Here is a 16,812-nt window from a genome sequence, read left to right as displayed (position 1 = left end):
AAATTCCATGGACCCGCTTTGAAAACAGGCAACTGGCGAGATCAGCGGGCTCGACATTTAGCGATGGAAGGAGGAAAGCTGCGTTTTCCTTATCCTCAAATTCTCTTGGAGAGTTCTGGCCCTCAATGCTCCCCTTGGTCCTATCGCTAGCTCAAAACTTCTAGCAAAAAAGCCTATCAAAGATAGGCTTCATCATAAAATGACTATTTCAAATGACTCACGACATTCAAGCGGTTAAGAGCTCGGTGAAGCTCGACTTCTGCCCGCTTGATTTCGTCAGGTTTTTGTTCCGTTTTTGCTTGTTCAATCTTGCGTTCTGCACGGAGCTTGGCCCGTTCAGCACGGGAGACGTCGATGGCCCGGTCACGTTCTGCGGAATCCGCAACGATCGTCACCAGACTATTTTTGACCTCGATAATCCCGCCATTGACCGCAATATAGTCAACGTGGTCATCATCGTCAGGCCGTCTCACTTTCAGCTCAGAGATTTCAAGGCCAGCAATGGTCGAAATCATATTGGGCAAAATCCCCATGTCTCCAGCAGTCGTATGGGCAAGAATGAATGTCGCATGGTGATCATAGACCATACCTGCCGGTGTAATTACCTGCAGGGTCATGATATTTTCAGTCATGCATCAACCTCCTATTAGTAGCCCATCTTCTTGGCTTTTTCAACCGCATCTTCGATTGGGCCAACGCTGTTGAAGGCTTCTTCTGGGAGATGGTCATATTTCCCTTCAAGGATTTCCTTGAAGTCTGAGATGGTCTTCTCGATTGGCACATAAGAACCAGCGATACCGGTAAATTGTTCGGCAACGTGGAAGTTTTGTGAAAGGAAGAATTGGATACGACGAGCACGTCCAACAAGGACTTTTTCATCATCTGACAATTCATCCATACCAAGGATAGCGATGATATCTTGCAATTCACGGTAACGTTGCAAGACACGTTTAACTTCCATCGCTACTTCATAGTGTTCTTGACCAACGATTTCTGGGTCAAGGGCACGAGAGCTTGAAGCGAGTGGGTCAACGGCTGGATAAATCCCCATTTGAGTCAAACGACGTTCCAAGTTAGTTGTTGAGTCCAAGTGAGCGAAGGCTGTAGCTGGCGCTGGGTCAGTATAGTCATCGGCTGGGACATAAACGGCTTGGATAGATGTAACAGAACCCTTCTTAGTAGAAGTGATACGTTCTTGGAGTTGACCCATTTCAGTAGCAAGTGTAGGTTGGTAGCCAACGGCTGAAGGCATACGACCCAAAAGGGCTGAAACCTCAGAACCTGCTTGCGTGAAACGGAAGATGTTGTCGATGAAGAGCAAAACGTCTTGACCTTCAACATCACGGAAGTATTCGGCGATGGTCAAACCGGTAAGGGCCACACGCATACGTGCTCCTGGTGGTTCGTTCATTTGACCGAAGACCATGGCAGTCTTTTCAATAACGCCGGATTCCTTCATTTCGAAATAAAGGTCGTTCCCTTCACGAGTACGTTCTCCGACACCTGTGAAGACTGAGATACCACCGTGTTCTTGGGCGATATTGTGGATCAATTCTTGGATAAGGACGGTTTTACCAACACCGGCACCACCGAAAAGTCCGACCTTACCACCTTTAAGGTAAGGGGCGAGCAGGTCGATGACTTTAATCCCTGTTACGAGAATTTCATTTGCTGTAGAAAGCTCGTCAAAGGTAGGAGCCTTCTTGTGGATAGGGCTACGGTCTGCATCTTCTGCAAAGTCTTCGCCACCATCAATCGTGTCCCCAAGGACGTTGAAGACACGACCCAGCGTTGTTTTACCAACAGGGACGGAAATGGCTTTACCCGTATCCAATACCTCAAGACCACGGGTCAAGCCGTCTGTAGAATCCATGGCAATGGTACGAACCGCACCGTCACCAAGTTCCAAGGCCACTTCAAGCGTGATTTTAATTTTTTCACCATTGACATCTTTGTAGACAATCAAGGCGTTATTAATCTCAGGCAGATTCGCATCTGACGGGAATTCCACGTCAACGACGGGACCGATAACCTGAGTAATTTTACCAGAACTCAATGTTTTTCCTCCTTATTTTATTCTAGGGCTGATGCACCGGCGACGATTTCAGTGATTTCCTGAGTAATCGCTGCCTGGCGGGCCCGGTTATACTGGATGGTCAAGTCGTTTATCACGGTCTTGGCATTGTCAGTCGCGGTCCGCATAGCGGTCATCCCTGCAGCATGTTCTGCTGTTTTTGCATCAATGATGGCACCATAAATCATGCTCTCTGCATATTGGGGAAGGAGTTGGTCAAGGATGACTTCACGGCTTGGTTCAAGCTCAAAGGTCGTGAGGTCCTTACTTGCTCCTTCTTCCTGTCCATCTACTGAAATCGGCAGCATCTTTTCAATCCGAGGCTCGCTGATCAGTGAGTTCACGTGGTGATTGTAGCAGACATAGAGCTCATCAAAGCTCTCATCTTGATAAAGGCTAACAGCCTCTTTGACAATCTCACGGACCTCATCAAAGGTCGGCTGCTCGGTCAAGCCACGCATCTCATAGGCAATGTCAATATTGCGCGCCTTGAAGAAGTCAGCCCCCATGCCACCAAGGGCAAGGATAACGTATTCTTCAGGCTTGTCATGCCGTTCAGCAAGACGGGCAGTGACGTTTTTCAAGATATTGGCATTGTAGCTTCCAACAAGGCCACGGTCAGAGCTGATGACCAGATAACCGGTCTTCTTGATTGGCCGTTTGATCAGCATGGGATTTGTACTGCTTCCCGTATCATGACTGATCATGTCGACGGTCACATCGTGGACCTTCTTAGAATAAACCTGATAAGACTTGGCTGCAGATTCAGACTTCTGGAGCTTGGCTGCAGAGACCATCTGCATGGCACCAGTGATTTGACTGGTCTTCCCAGTAGAAGTGATTTTAGTTTTGATTTCGTTAAGTGAAGCTGGCATAATCTAGCCTCCCTTATTTCTCGATGTAGTTAGTGGTTTGTTTGAAGGCCTTAATCGCTTCATCCAACTTCGCTTCATCTGGCAAATCTTTTGTATCTGTGATCACTTGGAGCAAATCAGCATTATTCGCATCAAAGAAGTCAAACATCTTTTCTTCAAAGTCAAGAATATCGTCAACAGGCACATCATCCAAGAAACCATGTGTCAAAGCGTAAAGTACGAGGACTTGCTTCTCAACAGGCAATGGCTTGTGGAGTGGTTGTTTCAATACTTCTACTGTACGACGACCACGATTCAATTTTGCTTGTGTCGCAGCATCAAGGTCAGAACCAAATTGTGAGAAGGCTTCAAGTTCTTTAAATGAAGCTAAGTCGAGACGCAGAGTACCTGCAACCTTCTTCATGGCTTTGATTTGTGCAGAACCACCGACACGGGATACGGATGATCCGGCATCGATCGCTGGACGGATACCTGAGTAGAATGAATCCAAATCCAAGAAGATTTGTCCGTCAGTAATAGAGATAACGTTTGTCGCGATATAAGCAGAGATATCTCCGGCTTGTGTTTCGATGAAAGGAAGAGCAGTCATTGAACCACCACCGAGTTCATCAGAAAGTTTCGCTGCACGTTCAAGCAAACGTGAGTGGAGGTAGAAGACATCCCCTGGGTAAGCTTCACGTCCTGGTGGACGACGGAGCAGGAGACTCAGTTCACGGTAAGCAACGGCTTGTTTAGACAAGTCATCGTAAACGACCAAAACGTGTTTTCCGTTATACATGAATTCTTCACCCATTGCAGCACCCGCATAAGGGGCGATGTAAAGGAGTGGAGAAGGTTGTGATGCTGATGCAGTCACAACGATAGTGTAGTCAAGGGCACCGAATTTACGCAAAGTTTCAACTTGTGTACGTACAGTTGATTCTTTTTGTCCGATGGCAACATAGATACAGATCATATCTTGACCCTTTTGGTTCAAGATGGTGTCGATTGCAACTGATGTTTTACCGGTCTGGCGGTCACCGATGACCAATTCACGTTGGCCACGTCCAATTGGAACGAGGGCATCAATCGCTTTAAGACCAGTTTGAAGTGGTTCAGAGACTGATTTACGTTGCATAACACCTGGAGCTTTTGCTTCGACAGGACGTGTTTTGTCTGTCTTGATTTCTCCAAGACCATCGACAGGTTGACCGAGTGGATTAACAACACGACCAATCAATTCTTCCCCAACAGGGATTTCCATGATTTTACCTGTACGTTTAACAGTGTCTCCCTCACGGATGCTGAGGAAGTCACCAAGGACGATAATACCGACGTCAGTTGAGTCCAAGTTTTGCGCGAGACCCATAGAGCCGTTTGAGAATTCAACGAGTTCTCCACTCATTGCATTTTCAAGACCATAGGCACGGGCGATCCCGTCACCGACGTATGTGACAACACCAGTTTCAGCGACTTCGAAGTCTGGTGTGAAATTTTCAATTTGTTGTTTAATCAGCGAGCTGATTTCATTTGCATTGATTGCCAAATCTTGCTCCCTTCTTATAAGATTTGACTGGCGATTTTAGCCAGTTGTGTTTTGATTGAGGCATCAATAATTTTTCCTCTGGCATTGATGATAAATCCACCGAGGATACTTTCATCTACAGAGTTTTTGATGCTGACTTCGTTGAGGTCGAATTTCTTCTTCGTCAACTCTGTCATTTTTTGAATTTGTGCATCAGACAAGGCCTGGCTTGAGATGACTTCAACGTCTGAAATCTTAAACATCACATCCGCTGAGTTCTTTACTTCAGCAAGGATAGCTTGAAGACTTGCAAGACGTCCGTTAAGTCTGATCGTGTTTAGGAAATTTTGCATGATGGGACTTGCACCCTTCTTCAATGTTTCCAAGACTTCAGACTTTTGACTGTCAGCGATAACCTTGTTAGCAAAAAAGCTATGAAGGTCATTCGCTTCAAAGGCCTTGCTAAGTTCATTCACTTCAGCAAGGATACTTTCAAGTTGGCCTTTTTCTTCAGCCACTTCAAGTAAGGCTTTGCCATATTTTTGAGCGTTTACTGTTGTCATAGGCTCTCCTTACTCACCAAGCTTAGTCAGATAGCTGTCGATCAGCTCTGATTGGGCATTGGCGTCAAGGCTTTTACCGATGAGTTTTTCAGCGATTTGTACAGAAATGCCAGCAACTTCGCCCTTGACAGAGCTTAGGGCTTCCTTACGTTCTTGGTCAATTTCTGCTTGTGTGCGTGTCTTGATGGCTGCAGCTTCTTCGTTTGCTGTTGCCACAATCTTCGCACGGTTTTGTTGAGCTGTGTCATTGGCTGTCTGGATGATCTGTGCAGCTTCTTGTTTAGAGCCTGAGAGTTCATCTTGACGTTGTTTTACCAATTCTGCAGCCTGCTTGTTTGACTCTTCTGCTGCGTCAATATCATCTGCGATTTTCTTGGCACGGGCCGTGAAAATGCTGGTGATTTGCTTCCATGCCAATGTGCGGATCAAAATCATAAGAATGATAAAGGCCCCGCTCACGACAATAATATTGCCTAAGACAGTATTTGGAGCAGCTTCAAGTAATGTGATCATTGTAGATACTCCTTTCCTAATGTTCTGCTAAAATTTTATGGCTGATGTAGAGGTTACTCAAGAGGACAAAGACGTAAGCTTGAAGGGCTGAGATAAAGAATGAGAAGCCAATCCAAACCACGCCAAGAATCCAAGTCACAGGAAGCATGAACCAGCTTGGATGCAACATTTGTGCAATCAGGCCGAGCATGACTTCACCTGCGAAGATGTTTCCGTAAAGACGAAGACCAAGAGAGAGTGTGTTTGTAAACTCTTCAAGGATATTCATAGGAAGCATCGCTTTTGGAGCCTTCCAGAAGGCATTTTTAAGATAACCTACAAAACCAAATTTTTGTACGCCAAGCGTATTGGCTAAGACGATGATCAATACGGCCAGGGTCAGGTCGATTGTAGGATTCGCCGTTGGTGACTTCCAGAATGCGACATCATGTGCCCCATCGATTTTCGTCACCAAACCAATCGTGTTGGCAATCAAAAGGAAAGAAAAGAGGGTAAAGCTCATGAGCGTAAAGCGGCTGGCTTCGCGGCTGCCAAGATTATCTTTGTTAATCCCAGCGACGAAATCGACCACCCACTCCAGGACATTTTGCTTACCTGTTGGCTTGAGCTGCATTTTACGCGAAGCCCAGAAAACCAATCCAAAGACAATGACTACGGTTAAGGCAGTCATGACTGTAATCGTCCCATCAAAAACAATGGGGCCGACATTAAATGTCCATGTAGATTCCATATCTTTTCCTTTCTATTCTAATTGTTTGAAACATTTCCTCTAAAAGAATTAGAAAAGGAAGGCCATCGCCAAGGCGATGAAGAAGGTACCTTCGGCAAAGGCGATACCCAAGAACATGTTGGTACGGAGCTTGCCTTCCATTTCTGGTTGGCGAGCGACAGCATTGATAAAGCTTGATACAACAAGACCGTCACCAATCGCAGCACCAAGGGCACCAAGACCGATTGCAACTGCTTTGAGGGCGTTAAGTGTAATATCCATTGATAAATCCTCTTTCTATTTGTGCTTTAATGCACGTTTTCAATTACTCTATTATTATAGACCTAAAAAATTTTGATGTCAAAATAAAGGTCAGCTTTTTTTGGGGTTTTTTCACAGGGCTGGTTTGGGCTTATTTGAAGAAGCGATTTCCACGGCTTTAGGAGACCTCGCTCCATAAATATTGCAACTTACTGTGGGGCCACAAGCAAACCTTCGGTTTCATTGCTAGATTTGAAGCCCTGAGGTCTTCAAATCTGCCTGATGCCACAGTAAATTGCAATATTTATTCCGCTCTGCAGGTCTGAGATTTGGTCGCTATTAAAGTTTGGAGTTTCTTAGTAGCGGTAGCTAAATCTTATTTTTGGCTTTGTAGTGTTCTATCATGTCGATTGCCTTATTGAACTTTCCAGGCTCTGCGAATCTTATGATTTCAAACGTATGCTCTTTATAAAACTTATAATCCTCGAGTGAAAGTTCCAGGCTTTTAGCAGCCTCCTCGTCGGACATAGATTCATAAAACTCGGCATCCTTTACCCACTTTTCTTCCAGCGATAATGGTCTATCAGTCATTTTATATCTCCTGATTACCTAGTCATCAACAGTGCAGTGGAGGAAAACAGGGGAAACTACTATGGAATAAGGCAAATGGCGAGACCGCTAGGGCTCGACATTTAGCAATGAAACCGAAGGTTTGCTTGCGGGCCACATAGTAGCTTTCCCCTGTTTTCCGGAACGAAACGGCTCCAGCAGAGCGCCTATCAACTCAAGCGCTCTTCCTTCACATAATCAATCGGCAACCATTCCAGGACGCGTTCGATTTGCTTGGCCCAATAGTACCATTCGTGGGTTCCGTCGGCGGTCTCGTAGGTCAGATCGAAGCCTGCGCTTTGGAGTTTTTCTGCGATGGCTTGGTTGGCTGGGTAGAGGTAGTCTTGATGGCCACACCAGGCGTAGAGTTTTGGCTTGCTGGCTGGGGCTTTTAGAAGCTTATTGAGGTTGTTGTCGGATTGCTCAAAGGCTTCTAAGCTTCCAAAGAGACCATTCCAGTAGGCTGGGTTGGCTTCTTGTGCTGCCTCCATCCCTTCAAAGCTGAGGGCACCAGAGAGACTGGCCGCATGGCTGAAATAGTTGCTAGATAAGGCAATCCGGTAGGCACCGTAACCGCCCATTGACAGGCCAGCGATGAAGTTCTTCTCTGGTTTTTGAGACAGGTTCGGAAAGAAATTCCTGATGACCTGAGGGAGTTCTTTGGCAATCGCATCATAATAGTGCATGCCGTATGTCGTGTTGACATAAAAGCCCAAATCGGTCGAAGGCATGACAATCGCCAGGTTGCTATGGCGGACCAGACGCTCGATGGCCGAGCGTTGTAGCCAAGAGTTTTCATTGCCTGACATGCCATGCAGGAGATAGAGGACGGGGATGTCGCTCTTTGTGATGGCCTCCACCTTTGAGCTTTCAGGATAAATGACATTGACCTGTCGATTCATCTCGAGGACCTCTGAGTAATATTCAATCTTTAATAAAGCCATGATGCTTCCTTTCTTAGACAATTTAATGAAACCGGATACTTTATCATTATAGCATAGTCAGCGGGTCTTTTTGATTTCCCAAAATTCCTGGCTATAGTCCAGTCTGATGGCCCCCTGCTGGTCGGTCCGATAGACTGTCACGCCCGCATCATCCAGGATTTTGAGGACCTCTCTGGTCGGATGGCCATAGCGGTTTCTTTGTCCTGCGGAAATCAGGGCAATCTCAGGCTGTATGGCAGAAATAAAGGCTGGGTCGCTCGAGCCCTTGGAGCCGTGGTGTCCAGCTTTTAGCACATCTACCTTGAGGTCGGGATAGTCTCTGAGGAGTTCGCCTTCACCAGCTTTTTCCAGGTCGCCAGTAAAGAGGAAGCTCTTGCCGTAAAATTGGCCGTAGCTCACGATACTATCGTTGTTGTCTCCCTTGCCCGTATAGCCTGGACTGAGGACTTCAAGCTGGCTGTCAAAGATGGGGAGCCTGTCTCCTCGGCTGACCTCGTGGACCTTGAGCCTTGAGGCTACAAGCTTTGCTCGGAAATCCGGCCGGGTCATCATACCTGGGGAAACCCAGACTTCTTTGATAGTAAAGTTTTCTGCCAATCTTAAAAAGTCGCCAACATGGTCTGTGTCCGCATGGGTCAATAGCAGGACGTCCAGCCTGCTGATTCCTCTCGACCTCAGATAAGGAATCAGCGTGAAATCGGCATTGGCCCGCTTGTCGCCCTGCCTCCAGGACTCCCTATCCTGGCCAAACTCCACTCGGCCACCTGTATCAATGAGGATGTTCTTGCGATTTAATTTATCCTGGAGCAAGAAGCTATCGCCCTGGCCAATATCGACCATCGTGATGCTGGGACTTAGGCGGAATTTTCCTAAAAAAGACAGGCAAATAAAGGCTATCGCCAAGAACAGCCAGAACCTCTTCTTTTTATAATGGTCAATCAGGAGGCCAGCAAGGATGAGCAAGGCCATCAGGGCGAGCAAACTCGGCTTGCCAAAGACAATCGGACGGGGCAGGAGCTCGTAGACCAGCTTGACCAGGTCCTCTAGGGCGATGAAAATCTGATTGAAGCCATCCCAGCTCAGGCCTGTGATGTAGGCAAGCAGGAATATTCCCAGCAAAAAAGGCAGGAGGAAAAAATCAAAGAGGATGGCAAAGGCGAAGGTCAATAATATCGAAAAAGGCTGAAAGATGGAAAAATGATAAATCAAGAGTGGAAGGACCACTGTCGACAGGGCCACAGAATGGGCCAGCCGTCGCTTCCAGGCCGGCCAGTCCTGAAACTTGCCCTCCAGCATGCCGAGGACAAAGGCAAAGGCCAGGCTGAGGCTCCCGCCAATAGTCAAGAGAAAATGCGGGCGGAAAATCAACAGAATAAAGAAAGCCACCGCAAAATTGTCAAGACCTCTCAGAGGGATGTTCTTCTGAAGAAGGGCTCTAAAGATAGCAATCCCCCAGCCCGTCATGAAGCCGTAGAAGATGGAAAAAGGAATAAGAAGCCAGGGCAAGTGTTCTTTGACAAGGCCCAGCCTCAAAAGGAATTTTCTCAGGCCATCCAGAAAAAAGTTGACCTGCATGCCTGAAAGGGCAAAGAGATGGATGATACCAAGGCTCGTGTAGATGGAGGCCTGCTCGTTAAAGGACTTAGGGAGGTAGCCCAGCAGGAGGCCGGTCATATAGGAGGACGTAGGCTCTGGGAAATGCGACTGGATGAAGACGATAAACTTTCGTCTGAGCAGTGGCAGGTCAAAGTCCTGGCTGAGCTTGATGTCGTTAATGGTCTGAATATTGACTTGCCTGTAGATGCCCTGACTCGCCAGATAGGCTTGATAGTCAAAGCCGTCAAAGTTTCTCTTCCCCTCTGGGACTGTGATTTCGCCTTCGATGACAAGGCTGGCCTTTTGATCAAGGCCCTTGAAGAAGGCTTGTTCCTCCTGGCTTTTCAGCCGGTAGAAGGCCTGAAAGTTCTGACCCTCAGCACTTCCCCGGAAGCTTAAACTGTCGCCATTTACTTCTATGCTATCTGGCTCAATGTTGATGGCTCGCACTTCTTCTGGCTTGACTGCCCTTGCCTTTTGCTCCGTCCACTGCGTTAAAAAAAGAAAACTGGCCGGAAGCACTAAAAGCAGGGGAAGACTATAGTATCCCCTGTAGATAGCCATTCCAACCAGGAAGAAAAAGACCACTAATAGTGACCAACTAAACTGAAAGATTAAAAAGTAAAGGAGGACAGTCAAAAAGACCAGATAGATCCAAGGATAATTGACAACTTTATTCCAGTCGAATGAGCTCTTTAAGCTTTTCAATCGTCTTCTCCCCAAATCCCTTGACCTTTCTCAAGTCTTCAAGCTTTTGAAATTTGCCGTGCTCTGTCCTGTAATCAATGATGTCCTGGGCCTTTTTGGCTCCGACACCTGTGATAGTCTGGAGTTCGGCTAGGCTTGCTGTGTTGATGTTGACCTTGCCTTTGGAGGTTGTTGAGCCAGCGGGCTGGCCTGCCTCAGCGACAACAGCTTCACCTCGTCTAGCCACATAGATGACGGCTTCGTCCTGGAGCCTTGCTGCCAGATTGATGGACTTGCTATCGGCCTCATCCAGAAGACCTCCGGCCAGCTTTATCAAGTCTTCGACCCTGGCATTCTTCGAGAGCTCATATACTCCCGGCCTTTTCACTGCTCCTTTGAGGTCGACGCGGACTTTCTCGTCTCCTGAAGTTTTCGATGATGTGTTAGAGCTCTTCGTTTCCAAATTTTGAGCGGGTTTCAGTCGTCCCGCCTCCTGGCTCGGCCTAGGACTTCTGAAAATCAGAAAGCCTGCGACAACAATAAGGCCAAGGCCGATAAGTGCTAAAAGCTTGAGATGTTCCTTCATCCATTCTATGACTTGATTCATGCCTCTTATCCGAAAAAGAAAAGCAAATGTCAAAAATGAAGAAGGCTCTGCTTTTTCCATCTGACAGCTTCTTTGAAGTGTTTTTGGCCTCAATGCTTCCCTTGGCCGCATTGCTTGCTCAAAACTTCTAGCAAAAAAGCCTGGCATCTGCAGGCTTTTGGTCTATTTACCACGAATATTCGCAAGCAACTGCTTCATAATCTTCTCATCACTATAAGAAATCACGTTTCTCGCATAGATTTTCTCGCCGGTCTTGGCAATCAATATCGTCGCCAAAAGCTGGAGTCCTAGGGAAATCCAGGCCTCCGTCGCCGATGAAAACTGGATGGCGAAACGGCTAGTCATCAAAGTCGGACTGATAAAGGGAATGAAACTCATGACCTTCAAAATCAGATTGGAGGGCACAGAAGCCCCGGCAATCCCGCCAATATAACCAATCATCGACAGAAAAGCAATCGGCTGGGTTGCCTGCTGGACCTGGGCCTGCTCATTAACCAGAGAGGCCACGATAGAGGCGAGGAAGAGATAGCCAAGAGTGCCGACCAGCGACATGGCAATCAGATAAAGGCCAAAGTTCAGGTCAATCCCTGCGAGAAGGCCAGACAACTGCTTGACCGTCTCCTGATTTTTGACAAAGGGATAGGCGACCCCAAAGCCCAATACATAAAGGCCAATCTGGGTCAGGGCCAGCATAATCACGCCCAGAATCTTCCCATAATACTGGACCTTGGCAGAACTCGCCGCCAGGAGAATCTCCATGATCCGGCTGGACTTTTCATTCCCGATTTCCTGGCCAATCACGCCCACATAGAGCATGAGGAACATAAAAATCAAGATAGAAGAGACCGTACCGACAGCGGCATTGGCTCCCCGCCTGGCGTCTCCTGAGGCCTGGCCTGCCGTCTCAATGCTGAGTGAGGCTGGACTCAGCAGGCTCTTGAGATTGTCAGCTGAGAGGCCCAGCCTCTGGGCTTCCTGCATCATCTTGCTCTGGTTTAAGGCCTGCTGGAAGCTCTTTTCATCAAATTTAGCGACACCAGAACTACTGGTCGTGATTTTATAGTGGCCGTCAGATTCGGTCAGATAGCCATCGATGTCGCCCTTGTCAAGGGCGGTCCTGGCTTCATCGAGACTGGACTTGTCGCTCAGGTCGGCATTGAGCCGGCCGTCGGCCTGGAGAAGCTGATGGAGGCTGGCGTTATTAACGACGGCCAGCTTTGGCGTGGCATTGGAGCTTGAGCCAATGATGAAGCCGATGCCAAGGGAAATAGCCGCGACGATAAAGGGCGAGAGGACCAGGGCCCAGAAGCCTGCCCCCTTGACCCGAGTTCGATAGATGTTTTTGGCAACCAGCCAGATTTGTGAGCTCATCGCTTGACCTCCTGATGCTCTTGAGTCGCTTCCATCCGGAAGATTTCATCCAATGTCGGAGCCGACTGCATAAAGGCCTGCACATAGCCTTTTGCTGTGACCTGCTTAAAAATCTCCTGGCCGGCCGACTCGTCAGACAAGATAGCCAGACGGCCTGGTCCCTGCTTGGCTAGGCTTTCCACACCAGAAATCGCAAGTAGGGCCTCATCAGCCAGCTCTGACTCCAGATAGACCCGCGTCTTGCCATAGCTGTCACGGATGGCCTGGAGCTCGCCTTGGAGGACGGTCTTTCCGGCTTTCAGCATGGTCAGCTGGTCGCTCAAGAGCTCGACGTCAGACATATTATGATTTGAAAAGACAATCACGGCCCCACGCTTGCTGGCCCGCTTGATTTCTTCTCTGAGGAGCTGAGTGTTGACCGGGTCGAGGCCGGTAAAGGGCTCGTCAAGAATCAGAAAATCCGGCTCATGCAGGAGGGTCGCAATGAACTGGACCTTCTGGGCGTTCCCCTTAGACAGGGACTGGACCTTGTCAGTCAGCTTACCGACAACCTGAAGGCGGTCAAACCAGTCTTTGAGCTGGCTTCTCGCATCCTGGCGTTTCATTCCATGCAATTCTGCAAAATAAAGCAACTGCTCTTCGACGGTCAGCTTCTGGTAGAGGCCCCGTTCCTCAGGCAGAAAGCCGATACCTTGCTTGGCCTTCTGGTCGATGGGCTTGCCCTGAAAGCTGATCCTCCCTGAATCAGCCTTGATAAAGTCCAAAATCATCCTAAAACAAGTCGTCTTGCCGGCCCCATTTTGGCCAATCAGGCCCATGACCTGGCCGGGCTCAACGGTCATCGAGAGGTCATCCAGGGCCTTTTTCTCGCCAAATGACTTGCTGAGCTGTTCGATTTTTAGTGTCATAAAAACTCCTTTCTTATCTTCATTATATCATTTGAAATATTGATTTCCAAAATTGGAAAAAGCCTGTCTATTCAGACAAGCTTCTGTAATTTTCCATTGAAGAGACCTATGAGTGGGCGACGAAAATGTAGTTTCTATCGAGGAAAGTAGGAAGATACACCGCATCCGCCGCACTTCTCATAGGGCCCCCTAAACTGACAACTTTTTGAAACAGGTGTTAGTCCCTGCTCTCCCATCAAAAAGCTTGTCAACTATCTATGTGTAAGCAAGAAAAACTCCCCCTAAAATCAACCTTCTGGCCAGAGGATGATCAGTCCTCATGCGGTTCATTTAGAATAAAACTTGCTTACAAATAATACTATAGCACACAATTTCATAAAGCAAAATAATCAATGAGACACATCTTGTAGCCCTTGATATTCGTGTGTCAAGGCTTCGTAACTTTCATTTTTGAATAAGAGGACACACGGTGTGTCCCATTTTTTTTGTGGAGGGTTTTCATTCGTGGTAAAATTAGGATATTATGAAGATTACAACGGAGAAGCAGCAACAGATTATAGATGCCTATTTTTCATTGGCAGAAGAAAAGAAGGGAAAACGTATCAGCCTCAAGATGATTGCTGAAAAAATCGGCATCAGACGAGAGAGTATCATCAAGTACCATTTCAAGAACACGGATGCGATTCTCAACCACATCCACAAGATTATCGAGCAAGATTTGACCCAGATGTTTGAGGATTTCTTAGACTGCGGTAAAGGTTCTGAAGAAGACATGATTAACTTCATCAAGCAGGACTTTCTTCCCTTTCTCTATAGTAAAAAGGAATGGATGAGGCTCTTGTATTATACGGGGATGGATCCCTACTGGATTCAGTTTTTGGAGGATAAATATACGCCACTGGCCGTCATCTATATCGAACGCCAGGGGAATAACTCGAACGTCCCGACTGAGTTTCTGGCCCGGATCATCGTCAAGCAGATCATGGGGATTACCTCAGCCTGGCTGATGGCGGATAAGGCTGAGCCTTCGTCGCTCTTTGCGGATAAGTTTATTGAGGCGATGAAGATGGCACCTTTTGAGATTCTTAGTAAAAAACCTTGAGCTTCGCTCAAGGTTTTTAGCTTGGATTAGAGCTCTGAGTTAGCAATGCGACCGAGGGGAGCATTGAAGGCCTGAGATCTCCAAGCCTCCAGGTGCTTAGAAGATACTGCTAAAGTAGCAATGCGAACATTAGGCGGTATCTCTATGCAAAGGGACCGTTCCAGAAATCCCGCCCCAATGCTGTGAGACACGCAAGCAAAGCTTCGCTTTCATTGCTAAAAGTCGAGCCCTTTCGGTCTCGACTTTTGTCTTTTTCACAGCATTGGGGCGGGATTTCTTCCACTCTGTCTGATTATTTGAGATTGTTTTTTTCTTTGTAGCGGGCTATCATGTCTTGAATTTTGTTATCTGAGCGATTGATATCAAACACTTTAATATTAACTCATGATGCTGTTGATAAAACCTATAGTCATCTATACTTAGGCCCAATCCTTCTGCGAACTGTTCCTCTGATTGATTCTCATAAAACTCCGCATCAATCCTCATCTAATCTTCAATACTATTCTTCTCAATATCCCTCAAAATCCTAGCAATCACATCCCAATCCAAGTCAGCAATCCCTAAAACAGGCTTGACCTGCTCCTCCTGCAAGACCAGCTCCATCCAAGCAATCCCGTACCACTGCTCAAACTTGTAGCCTGAGCCGTTAAATTGGCCAATCAAGCTGAAGCCGAGCTTCTCGTGGAAATGGATACTACCGGGATTAGGGACGGTGATACAGGCGTAGGCACGCTGATAGTTAAGGGCAGTCAGGAGCTTGAGGAGGCGGTGATATAGGGGCTTACCAAGGCCTTTTCCTCTGGCTTCTTCGGCAAGGTATATCGAGAGTTCAACGACCCAGTCGTAGGCCTTGCGTTCACGATAACGACCAGCGTAGGCGTAACCTTGGATTTTTCCGCTTTCTTCATCAACAGCGACGATATAAGGAAAAAGAGCTGAAATGCTCTTGATTCTTGCTTCAAATGCTTCGAGACTTGGGACCTCGTACTCAAAGGTAATCGCCGTCTTTTCGACATAGGGCTTGTAGATGGCCAACAGTTCTGCTGCATCTTCTGGCCTGGCGAGTCTGAATTCCATTTATTTCCGCTTTCTAGCAATCATGTGAATTGGGGTTCCTTCAAAGACAAAGGCCTTACGGATTTGATTTTCAAGGAAACGCATGTATGAAAAGTGCATGAGCTCTTCTTCATTAACAAAGACGACGAAGGTCGGTGGCTGGATGGCCACTTGGGTCGCATAAAATATTTTCAGGCGTTTGCCCTTGTCGGTCGGTGTCGGGTTGATAGCGACGGCGTCCATGATGACGTCGTTCAAGACAGAGCTGGTAATCCGGAGTTTCTGGCTGGCAGAGATTTCCTTGATTTTATCAGGGATTTTGCCGAGGCGTTGGCCGGTCTTGGCTGAGACATACATGATAGGGGCATAGTCCAGGTACTTAAATTCCCAGCGGATGTCTTCTTCCCATTGCTGCATAGTCTTATTGTCCTTGTCGAGGGTATCCCATTTATTGACAACGATGATGATGCCTTTACCTGCTTCGTGGGCAAAGCCAGCGATACGCTTGTCGTATTCCCGGATGCCTTCTTCAGCATTGATGACCATCAAAACAATATCTGATCGGTCAATGGCACGCATGGCACGCATGACAGAGTACTTTTCAGTATTCTCATAGATTTTCCCAGATTTACGCATTCCGGCCGTGTCAATCATGACAAACTCTTGGCCGGTCTCGTCTGTAAAGTGGGTGTCAATGGCGTCACGCGTCGTCCCAGCAATCGGTGAGGCGATGACCCGCTCTTCGCCGAGGATGGCGTTAATCAGGGAAGACTTGCCGACATTAGGACGGCCAATCAAGCTGAATTTAATCACATCCTCATCGTCTTCCTCTTCGATCATCGGAAGCTCTTTGACGATAGCATCAAGCAGGTCACCGGTCCCCAGGCCATGAACGGCAGAGACGGGATAAGGGTCACCAAGACCCAGGCTATAGAAATCAAAGATTTCCATCCGTCGCTCTGGATTATCGACCTTGTTAACCACAAGAATAACGGGCTTATCGGTCCGATAGAGAATTTGTGCGACGGCCTCGTCAGCATCAGTAATGCCGGTTTCCCCGTCGACAACAGCAACGATGACATCGGCTTCTTCCATGGCAATCTCTGCCTGGGCACGGATTTCAGTCATGAAGGGCTCGTCAGAAAGCTCAATCCCTCCAGTGTCAATGATATTGAATTTGCGAGTGAGCCATTCGCCCTGGGCATAGATCCGGTCACGGGTCACGCCAGGCGTGTCTTCGACAATGGAAATCCGTTCACCGGCAATCCGGTTGAAAATCGTCGATTTTCCGACATTAGGTCGGCCGACGATGGCAATAGTTGGTAGTGTCATAGTGTTACTTTCTAGTCTTCTGGATTGGGGTCCGTTTCGCTACAGGAATCTGAATGATTTACTATGGGCCGCAAGCAAAGCTTCGCTTTCATTGCTAAATG

17 protein-coding genes are annotated in these 16,812 nt (G+C 47.5%); 1 reads left to right on the top strand and 16 read right to left on the bottom strand.

Going from position 1 to position 16,812, the window contains the following annotated elements:
* Positions 1–203 precede the first annotated feature (203 nt).
* From NtB2_RS03985 to NtB2_RS03920, 14 genes are all read right to left on the bottom strand, one after another.
* The gene (locus tag NtB2_RS03985) at positions 204–632 is read right to left on the bottom strand and encodes a F0F1 ATP synthase subunit epsilon (RefSeq protein ID WP_109245657.1); all 429 of its coding nucleotides are present in this window, start codon (positions 630–632) and stop codon (positions 204–206) included.
* Between the two features lie 14 nt (positions 633–646).
* The gene (gene atpD / locus NtB2_RS03980; protein ID WP_109245656.1) at positions 647–2,056 is read right to left on the bottom strand and encodes a F0F1 ATP synthase subunit beta; all 1,410 of its coding nucleotides are present in this window, start codon (positions 2,054–2,056) and stop codon (positions 647–649) included.
* 17 nt (positions 2,057–2,073) lie between these two features.
* On the bottom strand, positions 2,074–2,949 hold the full coding sequence (locus NtB2_RS03975; RefSeq protein WP_109245655.1) for a F0F1 ATP synthase subunit gamma: 876 nt from the start codon (positions 2,947–2,949) through the stop codon (positions 2,074–2,076).
* A gap of 13 nt (positions 2,950–2,962) precedes the next feature.
* The gene (gene atpA / locus NtB2_RS03970) at positions 2,963–4,474 is read right to left on the bottom strand and encodes a F0F1 ATP synthase subunit alpha (protein WP_109245654.1); all 1,512 of its coding nucleotides are present in this window, start codon (positions 4,472–4,474) and stop codon (positions 2,963–2,965) included.
* A 14-nt stretch (positions 4,475–4,488) separates the two neighbouring features.
* On the bottom strand, positions 4,489–5,016 hold the full coding sequence (locus NtB2_RS03965; RefSeq protein WP_109245653.1) for a F0F1 ATP synthase subunit delta: 528 nt from the start codon (positions 5,014–5,016) through the stop codon (positions 4,489–4,491).
* A 9-nt stretch (positions 5,017–5,025) separates the two neighbouring features.
* Complete coding sequence (gene atpF / locus NtB2_RS03960) at positions 5,026–5,529, bottom strand: F0F1 ATP synthase subunit B (protein ID WP_109245652.1); 504 nt, start codon at positions 5,527–5,529, stop codon at positions 5,026–5,028.
* Positions 5,530–5,545: 16 nt separating this feature from the next.
* Positions 5,546–6,259 carry a F0F1 ATP synthase subunit A gene (atpB, locus tag NtB2_RS03955; RefSeq protein WP_109245651.1) on the bottom strand — a complete coding sequence of 238 codons (714 nt, stop codon included), beginning with the start codon at positions 6,257–6,259 and terminating at the stop codon, positions 5,546–5,548.
* 48 nt (positions 6,260–6,307) lie between these two features.
* The gene (locus NtB2_RS03950; RefSeq protein ID WP_109245650.1) at positions 6,308–6,520 is read right to left on the bottom strand and encodes a F0F1 ATP synthase subunit C; all 213 of its coding nucleotides are present in this window, start codon (positions 6,518–6,520) and stop codon (positions 6,308–6,310) included.
* A 348-nt stretch (positions 6,521–6,868) separates the two neighbouring features.
* Entirely contained in the window at positions 6,869–7,090 is a 222-nt protein-coding gene (locus NtB2_RS03945) for a hypothetical protein (RefSeq protein WP_109245649.1), read from the bottom strand.
* Between the two features lie 188 nt (positions 7,091–7,278).
* On the bottom strand, positions 7,279–8,052 hold the full coding sequence (locus tag NtB2_RS03940; RefSeq protein WP_109245648.1) for an alpha/beta hydrolase: 774 nt from the start codon (positions 8,050–8,052) through the stop codon (positions 7,279–7,281).
* A gap of 57 nt (positions 8,053–8,109) precedes the next feature.
* A complete protein-coding gene (locus tag NtB2_RS03935; protein ID WP_174683335.1) occupies positions 8,110–10,356 on the bottom strand; it encodes a DNA internalization-related competence protein ComEC/Rec2 in 2,247 nt (748 codons plus the stop codon).
* Complete coding sequence (locus NtB2_RS03930) at positions 10,322–10,942, bottom strand: ComEA family DNA-binding protein (protein ID WP_109245647.1); 621 nt, start codon at positions 10,940–10,942, stop codon at positions 10,322–10,324. Before NtB2_RS03930 ends, NtB2_RS03935 begins: the two co-directional genes overlap by 35 nt.
* A 162-nt stretch (positions 10,943–11,104) precedes the next feature.
* Positions 11,105–12,313 (bottom strand): ABC transporter permease, encoded by a 1,209-nt coding sequence (locus NtB2_RS03925; protein ID WP_109245646.1) that lies wholly within the window; start codon positions 12,311–12,313, stop codon positions 11,105–11,107.
* A complete protein-coding gene (locus tag NtB2_RS03920) occupies positions 12,310–13,221 on the bottom strand; it encodes an ABC transporter ATP-binding protein (RefSeq protein WP_109245645.1) in 912 nt (303 codons plus the stop codon). Before NtB2_RS03920 ends, NtB2_RS03925 begins: the two co-directional genes overlap by 4 nt.
* Positions 13,222–13,744: 523 nt before the next feature.
* Here NtB2_RS03920 and NtB2_RS03915 point away from each other — a divergent pair.
* Positions 13,745–14,323, top strand: a complete 579-nt coding sequence (locus NtB2_RS03915; RefSeq protein ID WP_109245644.1) for a TetR/AcrR family transcriptional regulator — start codon at positions 13,745–13,747, stop codon at positions 14,321–14,323.
* 486 nt (positions 14,324–14,809) lie between these two features.
* Here the strand turns inward: NtB2_RS03915 and NtB2_RS03910 are convergent, their stop codons facing one another.
* Positions 14,810–15,400 carry a GNAT family N-acetyltransferase gene (locus NtB2_RS03910; protein WP_109245643.1) on the bottom strand — a complete coding sequence of 197 codons (591 nt, stop codon included), beginning with the start codon at positions 15,398–15,400 and terminating at the stop codon, positions 14,810–14,812.
* Complete coding sequence (der, locus tag NtB2_RS03905) at positions 15,401–16,711, bottom strand: ribosome biogenesis GTPase Der (RefSeq protein ID WP_109245642.1); 1,311 nt, start codon at positions 16,709–16,711, stop codon at positions 15,401–15,403.
* Positions 16,712–16,812: the final 101 nt, after the last annotated feature.

Source organism: Lactococcus termiticola (assembly GCF_003116835.1).
Lineage (GTDB): Bacteria > Bacillota > Bacilli > Lactobacillales > Streptococcaceae > Lactococcus > Lactococcus termiticola.
Note: the sequence above shows the minus strand (reverse complement) of the source record. Positions and strands in the feature narration are given on the sequence as shown.